The sequence below is a fragment of the Enterobacter dykesii genome, from assembly GCF_008364625.2.
In the GTDB taxonomy this organism is placed as follows: domain Bacteria; phylum Pseudomonadota; class Gammaproteobacteria; order Enterobacterales; family Enterobacteriaceae; genus Enterobacter; species Enterobacter dykesii.
In genome coordinates this window covers 1,136,151-1,160,543 of sequence record NZ_CP126604.1, presented here as the reverse complement: position 1 = coordinate 1,160,543, position 24,393 = coordinate 1,136,151, and the positions used below count along the sequence as shown (strand labels likewise).

22 protein-coding genes are annotated in these 24,393 nt (G+C 61.4%); 10 read left to right on the top strand and 12 right to left on the bottom strand.

Going from position 1 to position 24,393, the window contains the following annotated elements; all coding sequences use genetic code 11:
• Positions 1-46 precede the first annotated feature (46 nt).
• The 4 genes from F0320_RS05405 to F0320_RS05390 all read left to right on the top strand — a co-directional run bounded on the left by F0320_RS05405 (position 47) and on the right by F0320_RS05390 (position 2,801).
• Positions 47-1,135: an oxidoreductase gene (locus F0320_RS05405; protein WP_126329024.1), complete on the top strand. Its 1,089-nt coding sequence runs from the start codon at positions 47-49 to the stop codon at positions 1,133-1,135.
• 57 nt (positions 1,136-1,192) lie between these two features.
• Complete coding sequence (locus F0320_RS05400) at positions 1,193-1,936, top strand: SDR family NAD(P)-dependent oxidoreductase (protein ID WP_032638782.1); 744 nt, start codon at positions 1,193-1,195, stop codon at positions 1,934-1,936.
• Positions 1,937-2,119: 183 nt separating this feature from the next.
• The gene (locus F0320_RS05395) at positions 2,120-2,425 is read left to right on the top strand and encodes a type II toxin-antitoxin system RelE family toxin (protein WP_126329025.1); all 306 of its coding nucleotides are present in this window, start codon (positions 2,120-2,122) and stop codon (positions 2,423-2,425) included.
• A complete protein-coding gene (locus F0320_RS05390; RefSeq protein WP_047650548.1) occupies positions 2,397-2,801 on the top strand; it encodes a helix-turn-helix domain-containing protein in 405 nt (134 codons plus the stop codon). The genes F0320_RS05395 and F0320_RS05390 overlap by 29 nt, the downstream gene beginning before the upstream one ends.
• Here the strand turns inward: F0320_RS05390 and F0320_RS05385 are convergent.
• From F0320_RS05385 to entC, 7 genes are all read right to left on the bottom strand, one after another.
• The gene (locus tag F0320_RS05385) at positions 2,798-2,995 is read right to left on the bottom strand and encodes a YbdD/YjiX family protein (protein ID WP_006809671.1); all 198 of its coding nucleotides are present in this window, start codon (positions 2,993-2,995) and stop codon (positions 2,798-2,800) included. The two genes, F0320_RS05390 and F0320_RS05385, sit on opposite strands and share 4 nt — an antisense overlap.
• 96 nt (positions 2,996-3,091) lie before the next feature.
• On the bottom strand, positions 3,092-5,197 hold the full coding sequence (gene cstA, locus F0320_RS05380; RefSeq protein WP_126329026.1) for a pyruvate/proton symporter CstA: 2,106 nt from the start codon (positions 5,195-5,197) through the stop codon (positions 3,092-3,094).
• 149 nt (positions 5,198-5,346) lie between these two features.
• Positions 5,347-5,760, bottom strand: coding sequence for a proofreading thioesterase EntH (gene entH, locus F0320_RS05375; protein ID WP_126329027.1), 414 nt, complete (start codon positions 5,758-5,760; stop codon positions 5,347-5,349).
• 1 nt (position 5,761) lies between these two features.
• Entirely contained in the window at positions 5,762-6,517 is a 756-nt protein-coding gene (entA, locus tag F0320_RS05370; RefSeq protein WP_126329160.1) for a 2,3-dihydro-2,3-dihydroxybenzoate dehydrogenase EntA, read from the bottom strand.
• Complete coding sequence (locus F0320_RS05365) at positions 6,514-7,368, bottom strand: isochorismatase (protein WP_126329028.1); 855 nt, start codon at positions 7,366-7,368, stop codon at positions 6,514-6,516. Before F0320_RS05365 ends, entA begins: the two co-directional genes overlap by 4 nt.
• Positions 7,369-7,378: 10 nt before the next feature.
• Positions 7,379-8,989 carry a (2,3-dihydroxybenzoyl)adenylate synthase EntE gene (entE, locus tag F0320_RS05360; RefSeq protein WP_126329029.1) on the bottom strand — a complete coding sequence of 537 codons (1,611 nt, stop codon included), beginning with the start codon at positions 8,987-8,989 and terminating at the stop codon, positions 7,379-7,381.
• Positions 8,990-8,998: 9 nt separating this feature from the next.
• A complete protein-coding gene (gene entC / locus F0320_RS05355) occupies positions 8,999-10,174 on the bottom strand; it encodes an isochorismate synthase EntC (RefSeq protein WP_149323811.1) in 1,176 nt (391 codons plus the stop codon).
• Between the two features lie 188 nt (positions 10,175-10,362).
• On the opposite strand from entC, the gene fepB reads away from it, so the two are divergent.
• A complete protein-coding gene (gene fepB / locus F0320_RS05350) occupies positions 10,363-11,322 on the top strand; it encodes a Fe2+-enterobactin ABC transporter substrate-binding protein (protein WP_126329031.1) in 960 nt (319 codons plus the stop codon).
• 45 nt (positions 11,323-11,367) lie between these two features.
• Here the strand turns inward: fepB and entS are convergent, their stop codons facing one another.
• Positions 11,368-12,615 carry an enterobactin transporter EntS gene (gene entS / locus F0320_RS05345; protein ID WP_126329032.1) on the bottom strand — a complete coding sequence of 416 codons (1,248 nt, stop codon included), beginning with the start codon at positions 12,613-12,615 and terminating at the stop codon, positions 11,368-11,370.
• A gap of 108 nt (positions 12,616-12,723) precedes the next feature.
• Between entS and fepD the strand changes: the two genes are divergently transcribed.
• The 3 genes from fepD to fepC are packed head-to-tail and all read left to right on the top strand — an operon-like array spanning position 12,724 to position 15,514.
• Positions 12,724-13,728 carry a Fe(3+)-siderophore ABC transporter permease gene (gene fepD, locus F0320_RS05340; RefSeq protein ID WP_126329033.1) on the top strand — a complete coding sequence of 335 codons (1,005 nt, stop codon included), beginning with the start codon at positions 12,724-12,726 and terminating at the stop codon, positions 13,726-13,728.
• On the top strand, positions 13,728-14,717 hold the full coding sequence (gene fepG / locus F0320_RS05335) for an iron-enterobactin ABC transporter permease (RefSeq protein ID WP_126329161.1): 990 nt from the start codon (positions 13,728-13,730) through the stop codon (positions 14,715-14,717). Before fepD ends, fepG begins: the two co-directional genes overlap by 1 nt.
• Entirely contained in the window at positions 14,714-15,514 is an 801-nt protein-coding gene (gene fepC / locus F0320_RS05330; protein ID WP_126329034.1) for an iron-enterobactin ABC transporter ATP-binding protein, read from the top strand. Before fepG ends, fepC begins: the two co-directional genes overlap by 4 nt.
• Positions 15,515-15,602: 88 nt before the next feature.
• On the opposite strand, the gene entF is transcribed toward fepC, so the two are convergent.
• The 3 genes from entF to fes are packed head-to-tail and all read right to left on the bottom strand — an operon-like array spanning position 15,603 to position 20,879.
• Positions 15,603-19,460, bottom strand: coding sequence for an enterobactin non-ribosomal peptide synthetase EntF (entF, locus tag F0320_RS05325; protein ID WP_126329035.1), 3,858 nt, complete (start codon positions 19,458-19,460; stop codon positions 15,603-15,605).
• Entirely contained in the window at positions 19,457-19,669 is a 213-nt protein-coding gene (locus tag F0320_RS05320; RefSeq protein WP_126329036.1) for an MbtH family protein, read from the bottom strand. Before F0320_RS05320 ends, entF begins: the two co-directional genes overlap by 4 nt.
• A gap of 10 nt (positions 19,670-19,679) precedes the next feature.
• Entirely contained in the window at positions 19,680-20,879 is a 1,200-nt protein-coding gene (gene fes, locus F0320_RS05315) for an enterochelin esterase (RefSeq protein ID WP_126329037.1), read from the bottom strand.
• Positions 20,880-21,025: 146 nt separating this feature from the next.
• On the opposite strand from fes, the gene F0320_RS05310 reads away from it, so the two are divergent.
• Both F0320_RS05310 and entD read left to right on the top strand, forming a co-directional pair.
• Positions 21,026-23,266, top strand: a complete 2,241-nt coding sequence (locus F0320_RS05310) for a TonB-dependent siderophore receptor (protein WP_126329038.1) — start codon at positions 21,026-21,028, stop codon at positions 23,264-23,266.
• 80 nt (positions 23,267-23,346) lie between these two features.
• The gene (gene entD, locus F0320_RS05305; protein ID WP_126329039.1) at positions 23,347-24,003 is read left to right on the top strand and encodes an enterobactin synthase subunit EntD; all 657 of its coding nucleotides are present in this window, start codon (positions 23,347-23,349) and stop codon (positions 24,001-24,003) included.
• Between the two features lie 92 nt (positions 24,004-24,095).
• On the opposite strand, the gene nadS is transcribed toward entD, so the two are convergent.
• On the bottom strand, positions 24,096-24,380 hold the full coding sequence (gene nadS / locus F0320_RS05300) for a NadS family protein (RefSeq protein WP_033144885.1): 285 nt from the start codon (positions 24,378-24,380) through the stop codon (positions 24,096-24,098).
• Positions 24,381-24,393 lie beyond the last annotated feature (13 nt).

Here is a 24,393-nt window from a genome sequence, read left to right as displayed (position 1 = left end):
TCCAGACATAACATCGGGTTAGCGCTTCCGCAAAAAGGACACCATCATGAGCAACACCGATATCCGCGTCGTGCCTGGCCCGGCGAACTACTTCTCTCATCCCGGAAGCCTTGCGCTGCTGGATAACTTCTTTACCCCGGAGCAGCTTTCCCGCGCGGTGTGGATTTACGGCGAGCGCGCTATCGAAGGCGCGCGCCCTTTCCTGCCCGAGAGTTTTAACGCGCCGGGGGCGAAACGCCTGCTGTTTAAAGGCCACTGCAGCGAACGCGACGTCACCCATCTGGTGAATGAATCCGGCAGCGACGCCAGCCTGGTGATTGGCGTCGGCGGCGGCGCGGTGATGGATACCGTCAAGGCCGTGGCGCGCCGCTTAGGGGTGCCGTTCGTGGGCATCCCCACTATTGCCGCCACCTGTGCGGCGTGGACCCCGCTCTCCGTCTGGTACAACGATGCCGGTCAGGCGCTGCATTTTGAGATCTTCGACGACGCCAACTTCCTGGTGCTGGTGGAGCCGCAGATCGTCCTTAACGCCCCGGCGGAATATCTGCTGGCGGGCATCGGCGATACGCTGGCGAAGTGGTACGAAGCCGTGGTATTGGCTCCTGAGCCGGAGAACCTGCCGCTGACCGTGCGGCTGGGCATCAACGGCGCGCTGGCGATCCGCGACGTGCTGCTGGCGCGCAGCGAAGAGGCGCTGGCCGACCAGCAGCGCGGCGAACAGACGCAGGCGTTCCGGGACGTGGTGGATGCTATCGTCGCCGGCGGCGGGATGGTCGGTGGTCTGGGCGAACGCTATACCCGCGTGGCGGCGGCGCATGCGGTGCACAACGGCTTAACCGTGCTGCCGCAGACGGAAAAATACCTGCACGGCACCAAGGTGGCCTACGGCATTCTGGTGCAAAGCGCCCTGCTCGGCCAGGACGACGTGCTGGCACAGCTGGTCGCGGCGTACCAGCGTTTTAACCTGCCGACCACGCTTCGCGAGCTGGACGTCGACATCAATAACCGCGACGAGCTGGATCGGGTCATCGCCCACACCCTGCGCCCGGTGGAGTCGATTCACTATTTACCTGTTACGTTAACGCCTGACGTTCTGCGCGCCGCGTTTGAGAAGGTGGAATCCTTCAGCCGTTAATTGCCCTGACCGACTATACCTAATGATGATTCTTACCACTCTCGTAACGAGGTCATCATGCAGATCGATTTAACAGGTAAAAAGGCGCTGGTTACCGGTGCCAGCCGCGGGTTGGGTCGTGCGATTGCCCTGTCGCTGGCGCGCGCCGGTGCGGATGTGATTATTACGTATGAAAAATCTGCCGATAAGGCCCAGGCGGTCGCCGATGAGATTAAGGCGCTGGGGCGACACGGCGAAGCCGTGCAGGCCGACAGCGCCAGCGCGCAGGCGATTCAGGATGCCGTTACCCATGCGGCGCGTTCCCTTGGCGGCTTGGACATTCTGGTCAACAACGCCGGGATCGCGCGCGGCGGCCCGCTGGAGTCCATGACGCTGGCGGATATTGACGCCCTTATCAACGTCAACATCCGCGGCGTGGTGATCGCCATTCAGGAAGCGCTGGTCCACATGTCCGACGGCGGGCGCATCATCAATATAGGCAGCTGCCTGGCAAACCGCGTGGCGCAGCCGGGCATTGCCGTTTACTCGATGACCAAATCGGCGCTGAACTCCCTCACCCGCGGGCTGGCCCGTGATTTAGGGCCGCGCGGCATTACCGTTAACCTGGTACATCCCGGGCCCACCAACAGCGATATGAACCCGGAAGACGGGGAACAGGCTGACTCTCAGCGTCAGCTTATTGCGTTGGGTCATTACGGTCAGCCGGAAGACGTCGCGGCGGCGGTAACCTTCCTTGCCAGCCCGGCGGCCGGGCAGATCTCCGGTACCGGTCTGGACGTGGACGGCGGTTTGAACGCCTGATCGCAATCTCACTGCAAGCCTCTGTCGCCCGGCAGAGGCGTTTCCGAGCGCCCTCGACGGTTCGCGTTTTGCCGCTTTCTCCTGTTTTTTCTCCGCTCTACAGTAACTCATTAGAAATTCGGAATTTATCTAATAGCCTTATTATTTCCTTATACTTTGTGTGGGCGTACAGTGGAGGTACGGATGAAGATTGTCTGGTCAAATGGTGCAAAGAAGGCGTTTTCAAAGATTGACGAGCGGTATCAGCGTCGCATTGAGGTAAAGCTTGCTGAGCTGGATGACCGCTCGGCTCCCCGGCCCGATATCAAAAAAATATCGACGACAGAAAATCATTTCCGGCTTCGCGTAGGCGATTACCGCATCGTCTATACGCTTCGGGACGATCCCGATGACCATTGTTATGTTTTGGCCGTCAAGCGCAGAACTTCAACGACTTACCTGCATGAGGAGAGTGCCAACTATGGCTGTACAGCTAATCAAGGACGATAACGGGAAAACGCAGTACGTCGTTATTCCCTATCACGAATATTTTCGTATGCTCTTACAGATGGCAGAAATTGACGACGAAACCGACGACGATCTGGAGGATATTGAAGTCGAACACGATAGTCTGGATGACGTGGAATTGCCGGGAGAAGTATGCAGCATCATGACATGGCAGAACGTCAGCCTGCAGGCCGCGTGGCGTATCCTGCGCGGATTATCCCAGCAGGAGGTAGCTGAAAAACTCGGCATCACCCAGTCCGCCGTGTCACAGCTGGAAGCGCTGGACTCCCGTCCGCAAAAGCGCACCCGTGAAAAGCTGGCGGCTATCTACGGCTGCAAGCAGGAGCAGATCAGCCTCTATTTACCGAAAGAGGGTTAACAGCACTTCGCTCCGCCCTTGCCGCCGTAGCGGGCATCCTGGCGGTCACGGAAAAATTCTTCGTAGGTCATGGGCGTCTGGTCCGGATGATTGACGCGCATATGCTCGACGTAGTTGTCGTAGTCCGGCACGCCAATCATCATTTTGGCGGCCTGGCCCAGGTACTTACCTGCTTTGGAAAGGGTGTCGAACATAATCAGTTTCTCTTTTGTTTCCGGCCCTCTCCCGGAGGGAGAGGGCCGAGAAGAAATGCAGGCCGGGTAAGGCGAAGCCGCCACCCGGCACACAGGTTAATGTGCCCCTTTCGCCTGGGTCACAATCTCTTCCAGGTTTTCAGGCATCGGCTCGTACGGCGTCTCTTTCGCCGTTGGCTTATCGTTTTTCAACGCCGCCAGCGCGGTCTTGAGAGAATACAACGCCAGCACCACGACCACCACCATAAAGAAGATGGTCAGCCCGGCATCCAGACGGTTGTTAAACACCAGCTGCGACAGCTGCGACTCGGTGTACTGCGCCGGGATCTTACCGCTGTCGATCATCGCCTGGAACTTGTTGGCGATCGCCAGGAAGCCCACCTTGTTGTCCGGGCTGAAGGCTTTCTGCCAGCCCGCCGTCAGGGTACAGATCAGCAGCCACGCGGTTGGCAACAGTGCCACCCAGGCGTAACGCTGGCGCTTCATCTTGAACAGCACCACCGCGCAGAGCATCAGCGCCATGCCCGCCAGCATCTGGTTGGCGATACCAAACAGCGGCCACAGGGTGTTAATTCCGCCCAGCGGATCGACCACGCCCTGGTGCAGGAAATAGCCCCACGCCAGCACGCACAGCGCCGTCGCCAGCAGGTTAGCCGGGAGCGAATCGGTACGCTTTAGGTTCGGTGAGATCACCCCCAGCAGGTCCTGCAGCATAAAGCGCGCCGCACGGGTTCCCGCATCGACCGCCGTCAGGATAAACAGCGCTTCAAACAGGATGGCGAAGTGATACCAGAACGACACGTCCATCAGCCCGCCCAGCGCGCCGTGAAGAATATACGCCATGCCGACCGCCAGCGTCGGCGCCCCGCCCGCACGGGAGATAATCGACTGCTCGCCAACTTCACTGGCGATGCTCGTCAACGTATCAGGGGTAATCGCAAAGCCCCAGCCGCTCACCACCTGCGCGGCTGACGCCACCACGTCAACGGTGCCAGCAGGTGCCAGTACCGCCATCGGGCTGTTCATCGCGAAATACACGCCCGGGTCAATGATACAGGCAGAGACCAGCGCCATGATGGCGACAAAGGATTCCATCAGCATGCCGCCGTAGCCGATCAGGCAGGCCTGATTTTCATTCGCCAGCATCTTCGGCGTGGTCCCGGAGGCGATCAGCGCGTGGAAGCCCGACACCGCACCGCAGGCGATGGTGATAAACAGGAACGGGAACAGATTACCGGTCCAGACCGGGCCGGTACCGTCGATGAATTTGGTTAACGCAGGCATGGTCAGGGTCGGACGCATAATCAGAATGCCGATCGCCAGCCCGACGATGGTGCCGATTTTCAGGAACGTTGAGATATAGTCACGCGGAGCCAGCAGCAGCCATACCGGCAGCACCGCCGCCACAAAGCCGTAGCCCACCAGCATCCAGGTCAGCTGAACGCCGGTAAAGTCGAAGAACGGTGCCCAGGTCGGGCTTTCCGCCACCCAGCCGCCGGAGATAATGGCGAACACCAGGAATACCAGGCCAATTACCGACACCTCACCAATGCGGCCCGGACGCAGGTAGCGGATATAGATCCCCATGAACAGCGCCAGCGGAATGGTAAAGGCAACGGTATAAGTCCCCCACGGGCTGTGGGTCAGCGCTTTCACCACGATCATCGCCAGCACCGCGAGGATGATCACCATGATCATAAAGGTCGCCACCAGCGCAATCACCCCGGCGGTTGCCCCCATCTCCTCTTTCACCAGCTCACCCAGCGAACGCCCGTCGCGGCGGGTCGAGACGAACAGCACCATAAAGTCCTGCACCGCGCCCGCCAGCACCACGCCCGCGAGGATCCAGATCATCCCCGGCAGGTAGCCCATCTGCGCCGCCAGCACCGGTCCCACCAGCGGGCCCGCCCCTGCAATCGCCGCAAAATGGTGACCGAACAGAACTTTTTTGTCGGTCGGCACGTAGTCCAGCCCGTCGTTATGGCGGACGGCAGGCGTCATGCGCGTAGCGTCAACGGCCAGAACGTTCTTCGCGATATAGCGGCCATAAAAACGGTACGCGATCAGATAAATGCAGACGGAGGCGACGACGATCCAGAGCGCATTGATCTGTTCCCCCCGGTTGAGGGCGATATAGCCCAGGGCAAAGGCTCCCACAACGGAGAGCCCTGCCCATATAAGGTATTTCCCTGAGTTGTTCATAGTTGTTGTCCGTTGTTGTGAAACAGTGAGATGTTACATTTTGTTTCTAGAACAACCGGAAAAATTTAACAACTTTGAAACGCAATAATGCGTGGTCAAACCAGAGATTTACACCACAGTGTTAAGCCGATCACTTTGATCTGCCTGGCTTAGCCCAACATCATCGTACTCAACCGACAGGTGCAGCACCGCCGCCCCTGCTCGTCGAATACCACAATCTCCCAGCTCTGGCTTGAACGCCCAAGATGCAGCGGCTGGCATACCCCGCGCACTTTGCCGTGAGAGACCGCACGATGGTGCGTGGCGTTAAGCTCCGTCCCCACCACGTTCTGACCGTCGCGTGTCATCAGAAAACCGGCCATCGACCCCAGGGTTTCCGCCAGCGCCGCCGACGCGCCGCCGTGCAGCAGGCCAAACGGCTGATGGGTGCGCGCATCCACCGGCATCTCAGCTTCCAGCGTGTCGTCGCCGATACGGGTATAGACGATACCGAGATGCGCTACCAGCGTATTCAGGCTGGTCGCGTTCAGCTCCTCGAGCGGTAAATGACGTTTCCAGATCATCTTACGCCCCCAGCGTGGAGCCGCCGTCCACCACGATATCCTGCAGGGTAATATGACTGGCGGCATCGGAAGCAAGGAACAGTACCGTGCTGGCAATCTCCTGCGGACGTGCGATTTTGCCCAGCGGAATGCCGAGCTTGAACTGCTCGCCGAAGCCGCGAATACGCTGCTGCTCCGCGTCGTCGCTTTTCCACAGGGTGCGCTGCATGTCGGTGTCCGTTGAGCCCGGCGACACCAGGTTACAGCGCACGCCGCTGCTCGCCAGCTCCAGCCCGACGGTCAGGGCCAGGCTTTTCAGCGCCGCTTTCGACGCGCCGTAGGCGCTCATGCCGATGCGCGGCGTGTGCGCCGCGTCGGACGCCACGGTGACTATCGCCCCGCCCTGCTGACGGCGGAACTGGCCCATCGTCTGCTGGAACAGGTTGAACGCGCCGCCGACGTTGACCGCGAAGGTCTGCTGCCAGTCCTCCTGCGAAAGCTGGTCCGTCGCCCCCATGCGCAGAATGCCCGCCGCGTTGACCAGCACGTCCAGCCGTTCAAGCGACGCCAGCGCGCGCCCGCACACCTCATGCACCTGCGCGGCATCCGCCACGTCCAGGGTTTCAGTGGCGAACGGATAATCACCCAGCGGAAACGCCAGATCGAAGCCGGTCACCTGCGCGCCCGCCTCCACAAACGCCAGCGCCGTCGCGTAGCCAATCCCCTTACCCGCGCCCGTCACCCAGACGGTTTTACCGGTGAAATCCAGCACCATCACTTCACCTCGCGGGACAGCAGCGCCCACCAGGCGTCGATGGTTGGATTTTTGGCCAGCATCACGAAGTCAATATCGCCGTGCACTTTGCGCCAGCGGGCGGCCATCGCCATCATGCGCACCGAGTCCAGACCGTAGTCGATCAGGTTTTCGTCATCCATCGGCTCGTCGGACTCGTCCAGCATCGGCAGGATCAGCTCACGCAGCGCGGCTTTGGTCGCCGGAACGGACGGCAGCAGCTCGTCGGTCATCACCACGCGGCCCGAGCGTCCGGCCACGTAGTTCAGCGACATCAGGTGCTCGTCGCGGGTAAAATCCGCCAGCGCGTCGGCGATAAAGAACGGCTTGATGTCGCGCATAAAGGCATCGGTGGCAGTGGTCATACAGCCGATGTGGGCGTAAACGCCGGTAATCAGCAGCTGGTTGCGGCCGGTTTCTTTCAGCATCTGCTCCAGCGGCGAGCGGTGAAACGCGCTGTAGCGCCACTTCACCAGCACCGTGTCCGCTTCGTCCGGGGTCAGTTCGCGGACAATGCGCTGCTGCTCCGGCGAGCGGGTCAGGCCCGGCCCCCACATGTCGTTCAGCAGGGCGCGGTCTTCGTCGCTCTGCTCTTTCGGCTGAGCGGTGTAGTAGACGGGAATATTGTGCGCTTTGCAGTAAGCGCGCAGTCTGGCGATATTCGCCACCACCTGCTGCATCATCGCGCTGTTTTCGCCCCAGAAGTTCAGGAAATACTCCTGCATATCATGAATCAACAGCGCGGCACGTTCAGGCTCAAACGCCCAGTTCACCTTGTTGGTCGGCAGCTCTGCGGCGGTCGGCAGCGCGTAAGCGGTTAATTTTGGAATGGCCATTCTCTGTTCCTCAGCCCCGGGCGCGTTCAGCAAGCCACAGGCGCAACTGTTTCTTATCGACTTTGCCGACCGGCGTCAGCGGGAGCGCATCCACGCTCTCCACGCGGTCCGGCAGCTTGAATTCGGCAACGCCCTGCTCGCGCAGGAAGCGGCGCACTTCAACCGCGCGCAGGGGCTGTTTCACCACCAGATACGCGCAGCTTTTTTCGCCCAGCAGGCTGTCCTCCATGCTCACCAGCGCGGCGTGGATCACCGCCTCATGGCGCAGCAGCAGGTTTTCAATCTCTTCGGCGGCGATCTTCTCCCCGCCGCGGTTGATCTGATCCTTTTCGCGCCCCTGCACGGTGATGTAGCCCTGCTCGTCGATGGCGATCAGATCGCCAGAGCAGTAAAAGCCGTCGGCGTCAAAGGCGCTGGCGTTGTGTTCCGGGCTGTTGAAATAGCCGCGGAAGGTATACGGCCCGCGCGTCATCAGACGCCCGACCTCCCCGCGCGGCAGCGGGTTGCCGTATTCGTCCGCCACCCACACTTCGTCGTCCGGGCACATCGGGCGGCCCTGGGTGTTGATGATGCGTTCCTGCGCGTCGTCGAGCGCGGTGTAGTTCACCAGCCCTTCCGCCATGCCGAACACCTGCTGAAGCTGGCAGCCGATTTCCGCTGGAATGCGCGCCGCGAGCGTGGCGGAGAGGCGTGCGCCCCCCACCTGGAGCAGCTTCAGGGATTTGAGCTGCGCGTTTCCTGCGCCGTCGGCAATCGCCTGTAGCCAGAGGCTCACAGCCGGAGGAACCAGCGAGGTGACGTTAATCTGATGCCGTTCAATCAGCGGGAAGCAGAGCGTGGCGCTCGGATCGTTCGCCAGCACCACGCAGCCGCCCGCGGTGAAGACGCCTAACGATCCCGGCGAGCTCATGGCGTAGTTATGCGCCGCTGGGAGCGCGTTCAGATAACGGGTGTGTGCATTGATTCCGCAGATTTCGTTGCTGCGGCGAATGCTGTAGTCGTAATCGTTATGCGTGCGCGGGATCAGCTTCGGCGTGCCGGTGCTGCCGCCGGAAAGCTGGAAAAATGCCACTTCGTCGGCGGGCGTCGGGTTCGGGATGAAATTATCAGCCGGACGCGCAATCGCCGCTTCCAGGGCATGTTCACCCTTATCGCCGCGCAGGAGCACGACGCGAACCGAGCGATGCGCATCCACAAAGGTGTTGAGAAAATCGTCACCCGCAAACAGCGCGTGCTCGCGATCGGCAATCAGCACGGCGGGTTTGATCTGCTCCGCGTAGGCGTTCAGCTCGCTGCGCTGATGGCTAAAGAGCGCGTTAACCGGCGCGATGCCAATTTGCAGCAGCGCGAAGAAGGTGATGTAGAACTCGGCCACGTTGCCGAGCTGTACCAGCGCGGTCTCACCGCGGTGAAGTCCCTGCGCCTGAAGAGCGGACGCCAGGTTATTCACCGCCTGATTAAACGCGCGGTAGGTGATGTGCCGCTTGCCGTCGATGATCGCCACGGCATCGCTGTCCGCGCGATCCGTCAGGATGTGGGTCAGCGGCAGATCCTGCCAGTAGCCTTTTTCGCGGTAGCGCCGGGCGAATTCCTCAGGCCAGCGGGTAAAGGGAATGGTCATGAGCGATCCTTAGTGCAGGCCAAAAACATTGAGCATGGTGGAGAGCTTCACGCCTGTTTCGCGCCACTCACCCACCGGCGAAGAGGCAGGCACAATGCCCGCACCGGCAAACAGGCGAACGGTATTTTCACGAAGACGCGCGCAGCGGATGGTCGCCACCCACTCGCCGTTACCTTCGCTGTCGCACCAGCCGACGATGCCGCCGAACAGCTCGCGGTCAAACGGCTCCAGCTCGGCAATCAGCTCTTTTGCCGCCTCATGCGGGAAGCCGCTCAGCGCCGGGGTCGGGTGCAGCAGACAGGCCAGCGTCAGGGCGTTTTCATTTTCACGCGCCTCGCCTTCAACCGGCGTCGCCAGATGCCACAGGGTCGGCGTGGTGATGAGCTGCGGGGAAGACGGCATGCTCAGGTGGTGGCTGCGCGGAGCCAGAATGGCCTTCATCGCCTGGGTCACCAGGTCATGCTCGTGACGGTCCTTTTCGGAGGCCAGCAGCTTATTGCCCGCTTCGCGATCTAATACGTCATCCGGCTGACGACGCGCCGAGCCTGCCAGCGGCAGCGAGCTAAAGTGCGCGCCCTCTTTACGCAGCAGCAGTTCCGGGCTTGCCCCCAGCAGCACCCCGCCGTCTTCCAGCGGCACGTGGAAGTTAAAGCTCGCCGGGTTCTGGGCGATCAGCCGCTCCATCAGCGCACCGCTATCAATGTGTTTATCGGTCGCGATATCAATCAGGCGCGACAGCACCACCTTGTTCACCCGCGGCGTTGCGGTGAGCGACGCGGCGCGAGCGACCATCTCTTCGAACACGGGCTGCGGGGGGATCTCGGTGCGTTTTTCCACCTTCAGCGCCTGCGAGCCGGAAAAATAGCGTGCGGACTGCTGACGTGCCGGGCGGGAAAACGTCTGCCAGCGTTCGGGAATAAACAGCGAAGACGGCTTGCGGGTATCGAAAGGGATGGCTCCAACCATGACCGGATGGGCGATGCCGCTGGCTTTTGCATTCCGGAAGGCCTGGGCTAATTTTTGCTGGAAGTGCCCGGCCGGATCGTCGCCGCCGACGGCGGGTTCAGAGAAGCGGGCAAAACAGCCTGAGGTAGTAAAACTGCGGTAAGGCGACATAAAGAAAAAGCTGTCTGATTGCAGCGTGGTCGCGGTGTGCTGAACTTCCTCAGCCAGGGACGTGTCCATATCATCCTCCTCAAAATGATAAAAGAAGCAATAATGATTATCATTTATATTTTCGTCGGCTAACCTAATCCCACATCGCTTCGCTGTCAACCGTCGGGCAAATAACTTATGCGACAAAAGCTTGCATCCCTTCGCGGCAACCATGAAAATGAGAAGCATTATCTTCAACAAAAACAGGATGTCGCGCTGTGAGATTCCCTTTCGTATTCCGTAATACCCTGCTTTTACCTGGACTTTTTGTTTTAGGACTTGCCTCAGCCGTTGCCGCCGACTGGCCGCGTCAGGTGACCGACAGCCGCGGCGTTCACACGCTTGAGAGCAAACCGACGCGCATTGTCTCTACCAGCGTGACCTTAACCGGCTCCCTGCTGGCGATTGACGCACCGGTCGTTGCCAGCGGCGCCACCACGCCGAACAACCGCGTGGCGGATGCGCAGGGCTTTTTGCGTCAGTGGGGCGATATTGCGAAACAGCGCAAGGTTGCACGACTGTACATTGGCGAACCGAGCGCCGAAGCGGTCGCCGCGCAAATGCCGGATCTAATTTTGATTAGCGCCACCGGCGGGGATTCCGCGCTGGCGCTGTACGATCAGCTCTCCGCCATCGCCCCAACGCTTATCATCAACTACGACGACAAGAGCTGGCAGGAACTGCTGACCCAGCTGGGCACCATTACCGGGCAGGAAAAACAGGCCGCAGAGCGCATTGCCGCGTTTGATAAACAGCTCGCGCAGGTTAAAGAGCAGATGAAGCTGCCGCCGCAGCCGGTAAACGCCATCGTCTACACTGCCGCCGCGCACAGCGCCAACCTGTGGACTGCGGAATCCGCGCAGGGCAAGCTGCTGCACCAACTGGGCTTTATGCTGGCGGAGCTGCCCGCCGGGCTGCAGACCTCCAAAAGCCAGGGTAAACGCCACGACATCATTCAGCTGGGCGGTGAAAATCTGGCGACGGGGCTGAACGGCGAAGGGCTGTTTGTGTTTGCCGGTGACCAGAAAGACGTGGATGCGATTTACGCGAACCCGCTGCTGGCGCATTTGCCGTCGGTGAAAAACAAACGGGTCTGGGCATTGGGAACCGAGACGTTCCGCCTGGATTATTACAGCGCGATGTTGGTGTTAGACAGATTGAATACGTTATTTAAGTAGGCCTTTTCCTCCCTCTCCCTGTGGGAGAGGGCCGGGATGAGGGCATCAGGCCGCCCCGTCGTTCAACACACTCTCCTGCCTGAATCGGCGCAATTCTGCCAACGACATGAATAAAATCACGCCAATAATTGCCAGTACAAACCCGCCGCAGCTCGCCGAGGCCACCGGGGTCATTATCGCCCCCAGCCCGCCGAGGATCGCCGCGCCAATCGCATCCCCCGTGACGTTCTGCGCCGTCCACAGGCCGTTGATGCGACCGAGCATCCCTTCCGGCGTCTGGGTCTGGATCAGGGTGTACTGCAAAAGCGAGCTGATGGCGCTCAGCCAGCCGAAAATCACCAGGCACAGCACCCCGAGCGCCCACACCGGCATCAGGCTGAAGAAGCCGATGGCGATAAACGAGGCCAGCGTGGCAAGCAGCATAATCAACCCCGGACGCGCGCTCTGCGCCAGGTTGCCGCTGGTCAGCGCTCCGCACGCCGCACCGAGCGGAATGGCGGCGTACAGTAGGCCAATCTCCGAGGCGCTCATCTGCCACTCTCCCGCTAATGCCGGGTAGAGCACGCGCACGGCGCTCGCCATCGTCAGCAGGCAGCCGAGCAGCGCAATGCCGCCAATCAGCGGGTTGCTGAACAGGAAACGAATAGCGGCCATCAGCGATTTCAGCGGATGCTCGCGCGGCTGCGGCGGAGGGGGCAGAAGCGGCAGGCGCAGCAGCGTCAGCGTGGTGATAAAGGTTCCCGCCGCCGCAAGCCCATAGTTCCAGGCCACGTTGCCGGTCGCCAGCAGCAGGCCACCCACCATTGGCGAAATCACCGAGCCCAGACGCACGGTGAGCATGGTAATCGCCCCCGCCTGCATCAGGTTCTCGCGCCCGACCAGCGCGGGCGTCGCCGCCAGCAGCGCCGTCACGCCCAGCGAGGCAAAAAAGCCGTCCCACAGTCCCAGGGCATAAATCGCGATCAGCGACGGCTCCGGCAGCATCGCGTTCAGACACAGCCCAATAAAGCCCACGCCGCAGGTGCCGCGCGCCAACAGAATCAGCTTCTTGCGCTCGTAGCGGTCCGCCAGCACGCCGCCGACCATCAGGCCGATGAACATCGCGCCGCCGGTTAAGGTGACGGATAACCCCACCAGCCAGCTGGAGTGCGTCAGGGTCTGGATCTGTACCGGCACGGCCACGCCAAGCAGCCCGAGGGACAAAATGGAGATAAAGCGAGCGATAAACACGGCGCGATAGGCCGGGTGCGTTTTAAGCAGGCTGAGGTTGAGCAGCCAGGATTTTTGATTCATGACAAAGCCTTGAGTCTATTTCTACCCATTCCATGGGCGCACATGCTAACATAGCCAAATAAGATAGATAACGATAATCACTATCATTATCAAATCATGGATGTTGCTATGTCGTTTTCCTCTTCTTCGGTGCGCGCCGTTGCCGTGCCCGTTTTATTGCTGCTCCTGAGCCTTGCAATTGCACTCAGTCTGCTGGTTGGCGCGAAGCCGCTGCCCGCGTCCGTTATTGTTGATGCGCTCTCCGGCACCTGCCAGAGCGCCGACTGCGTCATCGTGCTCGACGCCCGGCTGCCCCGCACCCTTGCCGGACTGCTGGCCGGTGGCGCGCTCGGCCTTGCCGGTGCCCTGATGCAAACCCTTACCCGCAATCCGCTGGCGGACCCCGGTATCCTCGGTGTTAACTCCGGCGCCAGCTTTGCTATCGTGCTCGGCGCGGCGCTGTTCGGGTTGACCTCGCCCTCTGAACAGCTGGTGATGGCCTTCTGCGGCGCGCTGGCCGCCTCGCTGGTCGTCGCCTTTACCGGCAGCCAGGGCGGCGGGCAGCTGAGCCCGGTACGCCTGACCCTTGCGGGCGTAGCGCTCGCGGCGGTGCTGGAAGGCTTGTCCAACGGCATCGCCCTGCTCAACCCGGACGTCTACGACCAGCTGCGCTTCTGGCAGGCCGGTTCGCTGGATATCCGTACCCTTGAAACCCTAAAAGTGGTGGCGATCCCGGTCATTATCGCTGCCGCCGTGGCGCTGTTTTTAAGCCGGTCGCTCAACAGCCTGAGCCTCGGCAGCGACACCGCGACCGCCCTCGGCAACCGCGTGGCGCGCACGCAGCTGATTGGTCTGTTCGCCATCACCGTACTGTGCGGCAGCGCGACCGCCGTGGTCGGCCCGATCGCTTTTATTGGCCTGATGATGCCGCACATGGCGCGCTGGCTGGTGGGAGCAGATCACCGCTGGTCGCTGCCGGTGACGCTGCTTGCCACCCCTGCCCTGCTGCTGTTTGCCGACGTGCTGGGCCGCCTGCTGGTGCCCGGCGAGCTGCGCGTCTCGGTGGTCAGCGCCTTTATCGGCGCGCCGGTGCTGATCTTCCTGGTACGCCGTAAACGCGGAGGTGGCGCATGATGGCCCCGTCCCGTCGTTTACTCACCAGCGTTTCGCTGCTAAGTATCCTCATTCTGCTGCTGGCGGTCTGGAGCCTGCGCAGCGGCGCGGTGACGCTCGACTTTACTCAGGTCTTCAACGCCCTGCTCGGCAGCGCGCCGCGCAACATCACGATGGTGGTGACGGAGTGGCGTCTCCCGCGCGTGGCGATGGCGATTCTGGTCGGCGCGGCGCTCGGCGTGAGCGGTGCGATATTCCAGTCGCTGATGCGCAACCCGCTCGGCAGCCCGGACGTGATGGGCCTTAACACAGGGGCCTGGAGCGGCGTGCTGGTGGCGATGGTGCTGTTTGGTCAGCACCTGACGGCCATTACCTTTACGGCGATGGCGGGCGGCATTCTGACGTCCTTGCTGATCTGGGCGCTGGCCTGGCGCAACGGTATCGACACCTTCCGCCTGATCATCATCGGGATCGGCATCCGCGCCATGCTGATGGCCTTTAACACCTGGCTTTTACTGCAGGCCTCGCTGGAAACCGCGCTCTCCGCCGGGCTGTGGTACGCCGGGTCGCTCAACGGCCTGACGTGGGGCAAAACCTGGCCCGCGGCACCGCTGATTGTGCTGATGTTTATCGGCGCGCTGCTGCTGGTGCGCCGTATGCGCCTGCTGGAGATGGGCGACGACAGCGCCTGCGCGCTGGGCGTGGGCGTTGAACGCTCGCGCCTGATGCTGATGCTGGTCGCCGTACTGCTGACCGCCGCCTCCACCGCGATTGCCGGGCCAATCTCGTTTATCGCCCTCGTGGCACCGCACATCGCGCGGCGCCTTAGCGGGACGGCGCGCTGGGGATTAACTCAGGCGGCGCTGTGCGGCGCGCTGCTGCTATTGGCCGCCGATCTCTGCGCCCAGCGGCTGTTTATGCCTTATCAACTGCCGGTGGGCGTGGTGACCGTCAGCCTCGGCGGGATTTACCTCATCGTCTTGCTCGTTCAGGAGTCACGCAAGAAATGACTGATTCAACCACCCGCTTGCGCGGCGAAAATTTAACCCTCGGCTACAGCAAAAAAATCATTGCCCGTGAGTTATCCGTCGCCATTCCGGACGGGCACTTCACGGCCATTATCGGCCCGAACGGCTGCGGCAAATCGACCCTGCTGCGCACGCTGAGCCGCCTGATGACGCCGGCTGAAGGCAGCGTGTTTCTCGACGGGGAGCAGATCCAGCGCTTCGCCAGCAAAGAGGTGGCCAGACGCATCGGGCTGCTGGCGCAAAACGCCACCACGCCGGGAGACATCACGGTGCAAGAGCTGGTCTCGCGCGGGCGCTACCCGCACCAGCCGCTGTTTACCCGCTGGCGCAAGGAAGACGATGAGGCGGTGAACCGCGCGATGCGGGCGACGGGCATTACCGATCTGGCGCAGCAGAGCGTGGACACCCTCTCCGGCGGACAGCGTCAGCGCGCGTGGATCGCAATGGTGCTGGCGCAGGAGACCTCCATTATGCTGCTGGACGAGCCGACAACGTGGCTGGACATCAGCCATCAGATTGATCTGCTGGAGCTGCTGAGCGAGCTGAACCGCACGCAGGGGTATACGCTAGCGGCGGTGCTGCACGATTTAAACCAGGCGTGCCGCTACGCCACGCATTTGATTGCGCTTCGCGACGGTGAGATTGTGGCGCAGGGCGCGCCGAAAGAGATTGTCACGCCGAACCTGATCGAGCGGATCTACGGCATGCGCTGCATAATTATTGACGATCCGGTGGCGGGTACGCCGCTGGTGGTGCCGCTGGGAAAACGTGCGGTCTGATGCCCTCACCCCGGCCCTCTCCCACAGGGAGAGGGAGCAAAGCATCCCCTCGCCCCGTTGGGGAGAGGGTTAGGGTGAGGGGAAATCACTACCCCAATATCTCCCTCAACACCGGCCCTATCTTCTCAAACGCCTGCGGTGAAATGATGTCCACGTGGGCGCAGTCCTGGCTGTATACCTCAAGCTCCGCCACCCACGGTGCCCAGGCGACCTGCGGATCCATCGTTCGCGTGCGCTCGGCGACAAACAGCGTCGCTTTGCCGTCAAAGCGCGCGCTGCGCGCCGTGGTGAGCAGCCGCACCGCGTCGGCGTAGTTGCCCTCGATAGCGTTAAACAGCTCGCTGGAGCCCTGCCCCTGCTGGGCGGCGATAAACGCCTGACGCTCGCGCTCGATCTCCGCCAGCACCGCCGGGTCGAGGCCGTTAGCCTCTTTTTCCGCCCAGTTCTGGGTTTCCGGCGGCCAGGTGTCCAGCAGGCCGAGGAAGGCCACCGCTTCACCCTGCTCGCGCAGACGGGCGGCAATACCCTGCGCCAGCGTGCCGCCGAGGGAATAGCCAAACAGGTAATACGGCCCCTGCGGCTGCTGCTTACGCAGCGTAGCCAGGTGATGCTCAATCACCCCATCCAGATCCGCACGCTGCTGCATCGGACCGTCCGGACGCGGCGACTGAATGCCGACGATGGACCAGCGCGGGCTGAGGTAACGTGCCAGAACGCTAAACTGCCAGGCAAAGCCGGACGCCGGATGGAAGCAGAACAGCGTCGGACCGTCGCTTTCGCGCAGCGGCAGAAGGGTTTCATACCCCAGACGCTGCGCCTGCTCGTCGCTCATCTGCGAGTCCAGCAGCGCGCTGAGCTTGCTCACCGTGGAGGCGACCATAATCTGCCCCGGCGTAACCTTGCGCTCGAACGCGCGGCTAAGCTGTGCCGCCAGGCGCATCGCCAGCAGCGAGTGTCCGCCGAGGGCAAAGAAATCCGCCTCGATGTCGTTGATCTCACAGCCCAGCAGCGCGATAAAAGCCTGCGCGACGGCGATTTCGGTTTCGCTTTCCGGCGCACGGCCGGAGGTTTTACTCGTCAGCTCCGGCAGCGGCAGCGCCTTGCGGTCCAGCTTGCCGTTCGCGCTGAGCGGCAGCGCGCTGATTTGCAGCAGCACCACCGGCACCATATGCGGCGGCAGCTGCGCTTTGAGCGATGCCAACAGCGCGTCGCGATCCAGCGGTAAGCCGGATTCGGAAACCACGTACCCCACCAGCTGGCGGGCATCGCCGCCCGTTGCCGCCGCCTGGTTGAAGACGCAGGCGTGCGCCACGGCCTGGGCCACGTCCGGCAGCGACAGCATCGCCCGGTCGATTTCGCCCAGCTCGATGCGCTGGCCGCGAATTTTTAACTGGTCATCGCTGCGGCCGAGATATTCCACCGCGCCGTTGTCCAGCCAGCGGGCAACGTCGCCGGTGCGGTACATGCGCTCGCCGGGAGCGAACGGGTCAGCAATAAAGCGGCTGGCGGTGAGATCCGGACGGCCAAGATACCCCTGCGCCAGCTGAATGCCGGTGAGATACAGATCCCCCGCCACGCCGAACGACACCGGGCGCATCATGGCGTCAAGAATGCGCAGCCCGGTGTTCCATACCGGGAAGCCGATTGGCACGCTGTTGCCTTCCACCGCCGCCAGCTCGGGGCCAAACGCCGGATACCAGCTCACGTCTACCGCCGCTTCGGTTGGGCCATAGAGGTTGTGCAGCGGCGCACGGGTGAGCTGCTCCCACTCGCGGCACAGTTCGGTCGGCAGCGCTTCGCCGCTGCAGAACACCTGCCTAAGCGTTTTGCAGCAGTCGACGTTTTCAGGCGCCAGCGAGGCGACAAACGCCGCCAGCATCGATGGCACGAAGTGGGTAGTGGTCACGCCGTACCGCGCGAAGAAGCTCTGCATCGCCTGCGGGTCGCGGTGCGCATCCGGCTCGGCCATCACCAGCTTCGCCCCGGCGATAAACGGCCACCAGAACTCCCACACCGACACGTCAAAGCTGCACGGCGTTTTCTGCGCCACCACGTCCGTCGCGTCCAGCGGGTAGTGATCCTGCATCCACTTGAGGCGGTTAACGATGGCGGTATGCCCGACCATGACGCCCTTCGGACGTCCCGTCGAACCGGAGGTAAAGATGATGTACGCCGTCTGCTCCGGCTTCGCCAGCCGCAGCGGTTTTGCATCCGCAGCCGGTAAAAGGGTGTTGTAACTAAATGCACTAATCGGCAGATCGCTAAAGCGCGGGAGCTGCTCGTCGGTGGTAATGAGCAGGGACGGCTTCGCGTCCTCGAGCATCATCCGCAGACGATCGTCCGGGTAGCCGGTGTCGAGCGGCAGCCATGCGGCCCCCGCCTCGACGATGCCGTGCAGCGCCAGGGTAAGGAACACCGAGCGCGGCAAGGCCACCGCCACGCTGTCGCCCGGCTTCACGCCGCGCGTGCGCAGCAGGTTTGCCAGCGCGACCACCTGCTCGCGCATCTGGCGATAGTTCAGCTCAACGTTTGCATCCGCCAGCGCGGGGACGTCCGGCGTTTTGCTCGCCTGCTCCGCCACCAGATCCGCCAGCGTGGTGGCCGGCAGCGCCAGTCCGGTATTGTTGATGCGCGCAAGCCTCTGGTATTCCTGTTCTGAAACGGTTTCCACTTCGCCGCAGCGCAAATCCGGGTTAGCCGCAAACTGCATCAGCATCGCGTTCAGACGCGCCACGTGACCGGAAAGCGTCGCTTCATCGTAACGCTGCTTACTGGCGAGGATCTCAATGCTCAATCCGCCCTGCTCGTCGGGGAACAGCGCCAGCTCCAGATCGTTCACCGGGCCGGTTGCGAGCGTGTGGGTGATGGCCTCCACGCCGTCGATATCCAGTTGATAATCAAACACCTTCACGTTCAGCACCGGACCAAACAGGGCTTCATCGCCTGCGGCACGCCCGCTGTCGCGGACGATCTGTTCGGCGTCGTAGCGCTGATGGCGGCGCATTTTTTTCAGCTGATTAGCCAGGCGCAGCGCCAGTTCCGGCAGGCACTCATGAGGGTTTATATTCACCGCCAGCGGCAGGACATTGAGCACCGGCCCGGTCGCGGTCAGCGCGGCGGAGCCCATGCGGCGCATAAAGATAAACCCGGCGGCGTAGTCCAGCCTTCCGGTCAAACGGCCCAGCCACAGCGCCACCAGCGCAAGGGCCAGATCGGTACGCTGCGTCTGCCCTGCCGCCTGCGCAAGCTGGCTAAAGGCGCGACCGTCGGCGTCAACCTTCAGGCGAAGAATATCGGTGGTGGCGGCGCGTCCCGGCAGCGGCGCGGAAGAGAGCGAGACCGGAGACGGCAACTGCCTGCGCTGCTCCGCCCAGAAGGCGCCGTCGCGCGCGTATGCCTCGCTGTCGCGATAGCGCTGATACTCCTCCACCACTTCGGCAAATGGCGTAAACGGAGATGCGGGCGTCGGTTCACACTTTTTCCACGCGGCATAAATCGCGGCGATCTGGCGGGTAATGGCCGGGAAGCTGAAGCCATCCACCACCAGATGGTGATAGCGCTGATACCAGTACCAGTGATTTTCACCGACCTGAAGCAGCTGGTGAAACGCCAGCTGCTGGCCGCTGTCGACGCGCAGGTTCTGGTTAAGATCGGATTCCATCAGCGCCACGGCGGCTGCGTGGGAATCAACGCGAATAACGGACGGCTCCGGAAGAACGAAGCTCTCATCCACCCACTGCCACACCTCGCCGTTTTCTTCGGCAAAACGCATCCGCAGGGTGTCTGCCTGCATCATGCCCGCGGCAATGGCTTTTGCCAGCAGTGGCGCATCGATATCGCCTTTCAGCTCGGTGTAGTGCGCTACGCTCCAGGCGTTTGGCAGCGTGGACAGCTGTTCCGCCATCCAGATCCCCGGCTGGGCGGCGACGAGAGGAAGACGGTTCATGCGTTATCCCCCGCAAAATAAGACGGCTCAAGCGTTTCCCAGCGTTCGGCCAGCCACTGCTGGCATGCCTCCTGAGACTGCGCTTCGCACACCACGCGCCACCCCGCCGGCAGTTCGCACTGCTGCGGCCACAGGCTGTACTGCCCCTGGTCGTTTTGCAAAATGGCGAACTGTCCCTGCGGATTATCGAAAGGATTGCTGAATTCCATACAGACTCCGTTAGTGAATAAGCGGCTGCCAGAGGGTCATCAGCCCCTGCGTCAGCCCACCGCGCCAGCAAAGCGCGTCGTGTCCGCCGTCAACCTGACGCCAGGTAACCTGCTGCTGCGCGTGTAGTTCGGCGTAAATCGCCTCATTGGCATTGAAAATCAGCGGCTCGTTACGTCCGGCTTCGAGGACGATGCGCAGCCCGCTCGCGGTTAGTTCACCTGCTCTGAGCTGTTCGATGAGGCGCCCTTCCTGCTGCCCACCGCGGTGCGGCCACCAGTACGAGCCGGACTGGCTCAGCACGCAGCCAAACCGCTGCGGCCAGTTGAGGCCAGCATAAAGAGAAGAGAGTCCGCCAAAGCTCTGGCCCGCCACCACGGTACGGTCGGCGCGGTCGCTGAAGGGGGCGATATTTTTTACAAGTGGGAGAAGTTCTTCCTGCACCGCCAGCCAGAAATCGGGATTGCACGGCAGCTCGCGGTTGCGATGCTCCATGTCGATAACATCGATTAAGACGTAGACCGCGGGCGGTAATTTGTGCTGGGCGGTGAGCGATGCCAGCGCAGGCCAGACGGGCATACTTTCGGCCCAGAACTGCCCGTCGAGCAGCACCGCCAGCGGACGCTCCGGGTCGTGACCCCCGGTGGTGAAAATCCAGACGCGACGGCGATTTTCCAGGCGCGCGCTTTCCCACTCAATGCAGACCGGCGGCTGATACGGCGTATCGGGATGATTCCAGCCCGGCTGAACCGGCGCTTCCGGCATCTCCAGCGCGGAGACGGCATGCCCGCGCCCGCCGCGCCAGCTTTGCGGATTCAGCGGGTCGGAAACCGCGTGCGGCAGCAGTTTACGCCAGCCTTCGCGCAGCGCCATGCGGTCCGGCTGCTCGCCTTCAAAGACGGTATCGGTAAAATCGTTTTCGTTCACGGATGGGATAAAACAGTAGCTTCCGCGCCACTCGGGGCTGAACTCACCCTGCCACTGCCAGACGTCGGTATCCGGAATGCGTTCGAGAGACTGCGGGCGGGCATTTTGGTGGTGATCGGTCACGCCGGTGACGTAGAGCCAGACGCGTTTGATCGGTGACGTTCTTTGCGTTCCTGCCGGGTCACGCCACCAGAACGTGACGCGATATTTTCCCTTTTCCGGCTTCCATTCAGGCCCATTTTTCGACTGCCACCACGCTTCACTTCCGGTTGTTAACGTCGTCACCCCTATAACCCCATGTTTCACAGTCTTTTTTGTTTCAGCGCAAATTTTATTGATAATATTATTGATAACTATTTGCATTTGCAATAGCGTAATGCCCGCGCTGTGGGAAGCGCGTTCATTAAATAACCATAAAAGCGGGACGTACAATGAATAAGAAGATTCACTCTCTGGCCTTGCTGGTCAATTTAGGGATTTATGGTGTCGCGTTGCCCACCATGGCAGACGACAACACCGCCTCTGCGCAGCACGAAGACACCATGGTAATCACCGCCGCCGAGCAGAATTTACAGGCGCCGGGCGTATCGACCATCACCGCCGACGAGATCCGCAAAAATCCGCCCGCGCGCGATGTGGCGGAAATTATCCGCACCATGCCGGGCGTTAACCTCACCGGGAACTCCACCAGCGGCCAGCGCGGAAATAACCGTCAGATTGACATTCGCGGCATGGGTCCGGAAAACACGCTGATCCTGATCGACGGCAAGCCGGTGACCAGCCGTAACTCTATCCGTCTGGGCTGGCGCGGCGAGCGCGACACCCGCGGCGATACCGGCTGGGTGCCGCCGGAGATGATCGAGCGCATCGAAGTGATCCGCGGTCCGGCCGCCGCGCGCTACGGCAACGGCGCGGCAGGCGGCGTGGTGAACATCATTACCAAAAAATTCGACGACCAGTGGCACGGCTCCTGGAACACCTACCTGAACGCGCCAGAACATAAGGACGAAGGTTCCACCAAACGCACCAACTTCAGCCTGAGCGGCCCGCTGGGCGGCGACTTCAGCTTCCGCATGTTCGGTAACCTGGATAAAACCCAGGCCGACGCGTGGGATATCAACCAGGGTCATCAGTCCGATCGTACCGGTGCCTACGCCAACACCCTGCCGGCTGGCCGCGAGGGCGTGGAAAACAAAGACATCAACGGCGTGGTGCGCTGGGACTTCGCGCCTATGCAGTCCCTGGAGTTCGAAGCGGGCTACAGCCGCCAGAACAACCTCTACGCGGGCGACACGCAGAACACCAACAACGACAGCGCGCTGGTGAAGAAGAATTACGGTAAAGAGACTAACCGTATCTATCGCCAGAACTTCGCGGTGACCTGGAACGGCGGCTGGGATAACGGCATCACCACCAGCAGCTGGGCGCAGTACGAGCACACCCGCAACTCCCGCCTGGGCGAAGGGCTGGCGGGCGGGACGGAAGGGTTATTCAACAGCAATAAATTCACCGACACCGACCTGGCCGACGTGATGCTGCACAGCGAGATCAACCTGCCGATTGATTTCCTCGTCAACCAGAACCTGACGCTGGGCACCGAGTGGAACCAGCAGCGCATGAAGGACTCGACTTCGTTCACGCAAACCCTACAGGGCGGCACCATTCCGGGCATGACAAACGACCGCAGCCCGTACACCTCGGCGGAGATTTTCTCCCTGTTCGCTGAAAACAACATGGAGCTGACCGACAGCACCATGCTGACCCCTGCCCTGCGCTTCGATCACCACACCATCGTCGGCAATAACTGGAGCCCGTCCCTGAACCTGTCGCAAGGCCTGGGGGATGACTTCACGCTGAAGATGGGGATCGCGCGCGCCTACAAAGCGCCGAGCCTGTACCAGACCAACCCGAACTACCTGCTCTACAGCAAAGGCCAGGGCTGCTACGCCAGCTCGGACGGCGTGGGCTGCTACATGATGGGCAACGATGACCTGAAAGCCGAAACCAGCATCAACAAAGAGATTGGTCTGGAGTGGAAGCGCGACGGCTGGCTGGCGGGCGTGACCTGGTTCCGCAACGACTATCGCGACAAAATTGAAGCGGGCTACGCGCCGATTGGTCATACCTCTTCCGGCAAAGTGCAGACGGATATTTACCAGTGGGAAAACGTTCCGAAAGCGGTTGTCGAAGGGCTGGAAGGCTCCCTGAACGTGCCGGTCAGCGACACGATCAACTGGACCAACAACATCACCTATATGCTGCAGAGCAAGAACAAGGAGACCGGCGACCGTCTGTCGATCATTCCGGAGTACACGCTGAACTCGACCCTGAGCTGGCAGGTGCATCAGGACGTGTCGCTCCAGTCGACCTTTACCTGGTACGGCAAGCAGCAGCCGAAGAAGTACAACTACAAAGGTCAGCCGGTGACAGGATCTGAGAAAGACGAAGTCAGCCCTTACAGCATCGTTGGCCTGAGCGCGACCTGGGACATGACCAAAAACGTCAGCCTGACCGGCGGCGTGGATAACGTCTTCGACAAGCGTCAGTGGCGCGCGGGTAATGCCCAGACGACCGGAAATGCCACCACCGGTGCGTATATGTACGGTGCGGGAGCGTACACGTATAATGAACCGGGCCGAACCTGGTACATGAGCGTGAATACGCGATTCTGATTCAGGCAGTAACTCCTCCCTCTCCCTATGGGAGAGGGCCGGGGTGAGGGCATCAGGCCGCACAATTCTGAAGGAAAACCATGCACACTACCCACAGCACATTTTCTCTTGCCGGCCACACCGTCCACCACGTCACCTTCGACCCCACCACCTTCACCGACGCCGACCTTCTCTGGCTCCCCCACCACGCAGAGCTTGCAAACGCCGGGCGCAAACGCAAAGCCGAGCATCTGGCTGGCCGCATTGCCGCCGCGCATGCGCTCGGCGTGATAAATGAACGCGCGATCCCCGGCATCGGCCCCAGCGGCGAACCGCTCTGGCCGAAAGGGGTTTCGGGGAGCATCACCCACAGCGGCACGCAGGCGATGGCGGTTGCCGTCCGTCATCAAGATGCGCTCGTAGGTATTGATTGCGAAGCCATTCTTCCAGACCGGGAAGCCCGCGAAATCCAGGACGGCATCGTTGATGCGCAGGAAGTGATATGCCTGACGCACTCGGGCTCCCCCTTTGCGCTGGCGCTGACGCTCGCTTTTAGCGCCAAAGAGAGTTTGTTTAAGGCGCTCTTTCCGAAAGCGAATACTTTCATGGGGTTTGAGTGGGCGAGAGTCACTGAGTTAACGGAAAAAACAATCACGCTGGCGCTTTCGCATCCGGCTGGAGACTATCCTGAGGGTAAACGCTTCACCCTCGTCTGGCAGAATAATGATACGAGCGTGTTTACGCTGCTAAAAGCCTGATGGCGCTGCGCTTATCAGGCCTACGGTAAACCGGTTTGTATGCCGGGTAAGCGCAGCGTCACCCGGCATAGAGTGTACAGATAGATATCAGCTCACTGCCCCGCAAGCGCTCTGAAAAACGCGGGATTATCTCTAATCACATTTAGCACTTTCGCCGCTAATCCCGTTGGGTTTCGCCGTTTCGACTCCCAGCTTTTAATCGTATCAACGCTTGTACCCAGAGCCTTCGCCATTTCGCTTTGAGTGACATTTAACTGCTCTCTTATCGCGCGAACGTCCGCGACCTCATAGCGAGTGACTCGTGATGGCGTTTTCTTACCACGTTGGATCTCGGCTGCCTCTTCAAGTGAAGCCTTCAGTTCATCAAAGATACTCATTGCCTGCCCCTTG

Bases quoted from the DNA above. Each gene is read 5' to 3' on its own strand.
- F0320_RS05405 (WP_126329024.1), top strand. From the start codon at position 47: ATGAGCAACACCGATATCCGCGTCGTGCCTGGCCCGGCGAACTACTTC.
- F0320_RS05400 (WP_032638782.1), top strand. From the start codon at position 1,193: ATGCAGATCGATTTAACAGGTAAAAAGGCGCTGGTTACCGGTGCCAGC.
- F0320_RS05395 (WP_126329025.1), top strand. From the start codon at position 2,120: ATGAAGATTGTCTGGTCAAATGGTGCAAAGAAGGCGTTTTCAAAGATT.
- F0320_RS05390 (WP_047650548.1), top strand. From the start codon at position 2,397: ATGGCTGTACAGCTAATCAAGGACGATAACGGGAAAACGCAGTACGTC.
- F0320_RS05385 (WP_006809671.1), bottom strand. From the start codon at position 2,995: ATGTTCGACACCCTTTCCAAAGCAGGTAAGTACCTGGGCCAGGCCGCC.
- cstA (WP_126329026.1), bottom strand. From the start codon at position 5,197: ATGAACAACTCAGGGAAATACCTTATATGGGCAGGGCTCTCCGTTGTG.
- entH (WP_126329027.1), bottom strand. From the start codon at position 5,760: ATGATCTGGAAACGTCATTTACCGCTCGAGGAGCTGAACGCGACCAGC.
- F0320_RS05365 (WP_126329028.1), bottom strand. From the start codon at position 7,368: ATGGCCATTCCAAAATTAACCGCTTACGCGCTGCCGACCGCCGCAGAG.
- entE (WP_126329029.1), bottom strand. From the start codon at position 8,989: ATGACCATTCCCTTTACCCGCTGGCCTGAGGAATTCGCCCGGCGCTAC.
- entC (WP_149323811.1), bottom strand. From the start codon at position 10,174: ATGGACACGTCCCTGGCTGAGGAAGTTCAGCACACCGCGACCACGCTG.
- entS (WP_126329032.1), bottom strand. From the start codon at position 12,615: ATGAATCAAAAATCCTGGCTGCTCAACCTCAGCCTGCTTAAAACGCAC.
- fepD (WP_126329033.1), top strand. From the start codon at position 12,724: ATGTCGTTTTCCTCTTCTTCGGTGCGCGCCGTTGCCGTGCCCGTTTTA.
- fepG (WP_126329161.1), top strand. From the start codon at position 13,728: ATGGCCCCGTCCCGTCGTTTACTCACCAGCGTTTCGCTGCTAAGTATC.
- fepC (WP_126329034.1), top strand. From the start codon at position 14,714: ATGACTGATTCAACCACCCGCTTGCGCGGCGAAAATTTAACCCTCGGC.
- entF (WP_126329035.1), bottom strand. From the start codon at position 19,460: ATGAACCGTCTTCCTCTCGTCGCCGCCCAGCCGGGGATCTGGATGGCG.
- F0320_RS05320 (WP_126329036.1), bottom strand. From the start codon at position 19,669: ATGGAATTCAGCAATCCTTTCGATAATCCGCAGGGACAGTTCGCCATT.
- F0320_RS05310 (WP_126329038.1), top strand. From the start codon at position 21,026: ATGAATAAGAAGATTCACTCTCTGGCCTTGCTGGTCAATTTAGGGATT.
- entD (WP_126329039.1), top strand. From the start codon at position 23,347: ATGCACACTACCCACAGCACATTTTCTCTTGCCGGCCACACCGTCCAC.
- nadS (WP_033144885.1), bottom strand. From the start codon at position 24,380: ATGAGTATCTTTGATGAACTGAAGGCTTCACTTGAAGAGGCAGCCGAG.